Origin of the sequence: Microcystis sp. LEGE 00066, assembly GCF_015207925.1 — a bacterium.
Taxonomy (GTDB): Bacteria; Cyanobacteriota; Cyanobacteriia; order Cyanobacteriales; family Microcystaceae; genus Microcystis; species Microcystis ichthyoblabe_A.
Genome location: NZ_JADEVX010000331.1, coordinates 1 through 1,907, shown reverse-complemented (window position 1 = coordinate 1,907; position 1,907 = coordinate 1). Strand labels below are relative to the sequence as shown.

At 40.6% G+C, this 1,907-nt stretch carries 2 protein-coding genes; one reads left to right on the top strand and one right to left on the bottom strand.

What is annotated here, in order from left to right; genetic code table 11:
- Positions 1-266: 266 nt before the first annotated feature.
- Entirely contained in the window at positions 267-671 is a 405-nt protein-coding gene (locus IQ224_RS23215; protein WP_036400478.1) for a transposase, read from the bottom strand.
- 202 nt (positions 672-873) lie between these two features.
- Here IQ224_RS23215 and IQ224_RS23210 point away from each other — a divergent pair, with 202 nt between their 5' ends.
- Positions 874-1,584, top strand: a complete 711-nt coding sequence (locus tag IQ224_RS23210) for a response regulator transcription factor (RefSeq protein ID WP_002743079.1) — start codon at positions 874-876, stop codon at positions 1,582-1,584.
- Positions 1,585-1,907 lie beyond the last annotated feature (323 nt).

Below are 1,907 nucleotides of genomic sequence, written 5' to 3'. Positions count from 1 at the left end.
TCGCTCCATACCCCTTTTAATGCTATATATTCTCATTAACCCTTTTAACCTTTGAATTAATTTTAGTTATTATGTACTACTTTAATGGCTTTTTTGATCTGTGACAGTTGAGGGTGCGGAATGTGGGATAAAAGCATCCCAAGCCTGAGTCCTCTGTCAGAGTTTGAGTAGCATAAGGGACTTGCGTAGGAATAATATCCCAGCCAGAAAATCGCTCTGTAGAAGAACCAGACCAGCCAGATGGCACATTATCAAAGCGCAAGTCCCTAACTAATATTACGTCGCTGCACCATCGTCCTAGCAGCTAACTCCGCCGGATTATTATGCAAGAGCAATTCGGGATGCTCTAAGACTAAAAGCAACTCCGAAATTTTCAGCAGTGTTAATTGTTTTTGCTCATTCAACTGTTGATAACCGCTTTGAGTATCGAAAAGTTTCCAAAACTCAGATCGGAGTTTTGCTGCTATCTGTTGACTGGGTGCATCTTTGTAAGCCAGCAAGTCTCGGTAGTAATCCCAGAAATCATCCAGCAATTGATCAAGAGCTTTTTGGTGACAAGCAACATAAGGAGTCAACTTCTTATAATGTCGTTCCTCATGTACCCAACACAAAGTAATATTATCAGTCAGTAATTTGAATTGGGAAGCATGATCACAGACCAGAGTTTGCACTACTGGCCAATCAGTTTGTTGATGATAGAAAGCAATCGCTGCTGCTTCAACTTGATTAACAATCGTCCTCGAAAATATCTTGACTATCAGACCCCGAATGAGGTATTCTATAAAGGTAGATCAGATAGTGATGCAATTCAGACTTGAATCGGCCTTTAATATGTTAAAATCTGCCTAGATATTTGTAAACTTTTTCCCTTGTATGGATATCATTATTATCGAAGATGAAATTGAAATCGCCCATTTGATTCAGCAAACTTTAGAGCGGGAGTCCTTTACTTGTCATCTGGCTTATAATGGTAGGGTAGGACTAGAACTATTTTATCAAAAGCAACCAGACTTAGTTATTTTAGATTTAATGTTACCGGAATTAGACGGACTGGAATTGTGTGCTAGAATTCGCCAAAAACCGGGGACAAAAGACCCCTATATTTTAATGTTAACCGCTAGGGGAGAAGAAATTGATCGCATTATCGGTCTATCTACGGGAGCCGATGATTATATGGTCAAACCCTTTAGTCCCCGGGAATTAACCGCTCGCGTAAGAGCCTTATTAAGACGTAGTTTAAGACACGATAGTCAACCCCAACAACTCCATCGCAGCCGTCATTTTATTATCGACTTAGATCAACATTCTGCTCTTCGTAAATTGGAGGGAATGCCAGAGGAAACCCTCGATTTAACCACCTTAGAATTTAATTTATTAGCTACCTTTGTCAGTTATCCCAATCGCGTCTGGAGTCGCACCCAATTAATCGATAATCTCTGGGGAAATGATTTTTTTGGCGATGAAAGGGTAGTAGATACCCATATCCGACGCTTACGCAAAAAAGTAGAACCCGATCCTGCTAATCCGATCTTTATCAAAACTGTGGTCGGTGTCGGTTATAAATTTGAGGATGACATTATTTAGGGTCTGCTGAAAAAGTTTTTCCTGGGGGCAGGGTGTGGGGTGTGGGGTTTTACTGGTTTTGAGGGGGTCAATTACCTAATTTTCAGGGAAAAAGTCCAGGAATTTTTCCCCCGATCACTCCCAGATCCATTACTTTTTGATGGTCAAAAGGTCTAAAAGTCTTACCCAACAAGGTTTTTAGATTTATTCAGCCAACCCTATTTAAAGACTATTGATCAGTAATTGGCAGTGATCAGGAGTCAGCATTCAGGAGACAGGAGATAGGGATTTAGGGGTTTTGGGGTTTTGGGGTTTTGGGGTTTTGGGGTTTTGGGGTTTTAGTT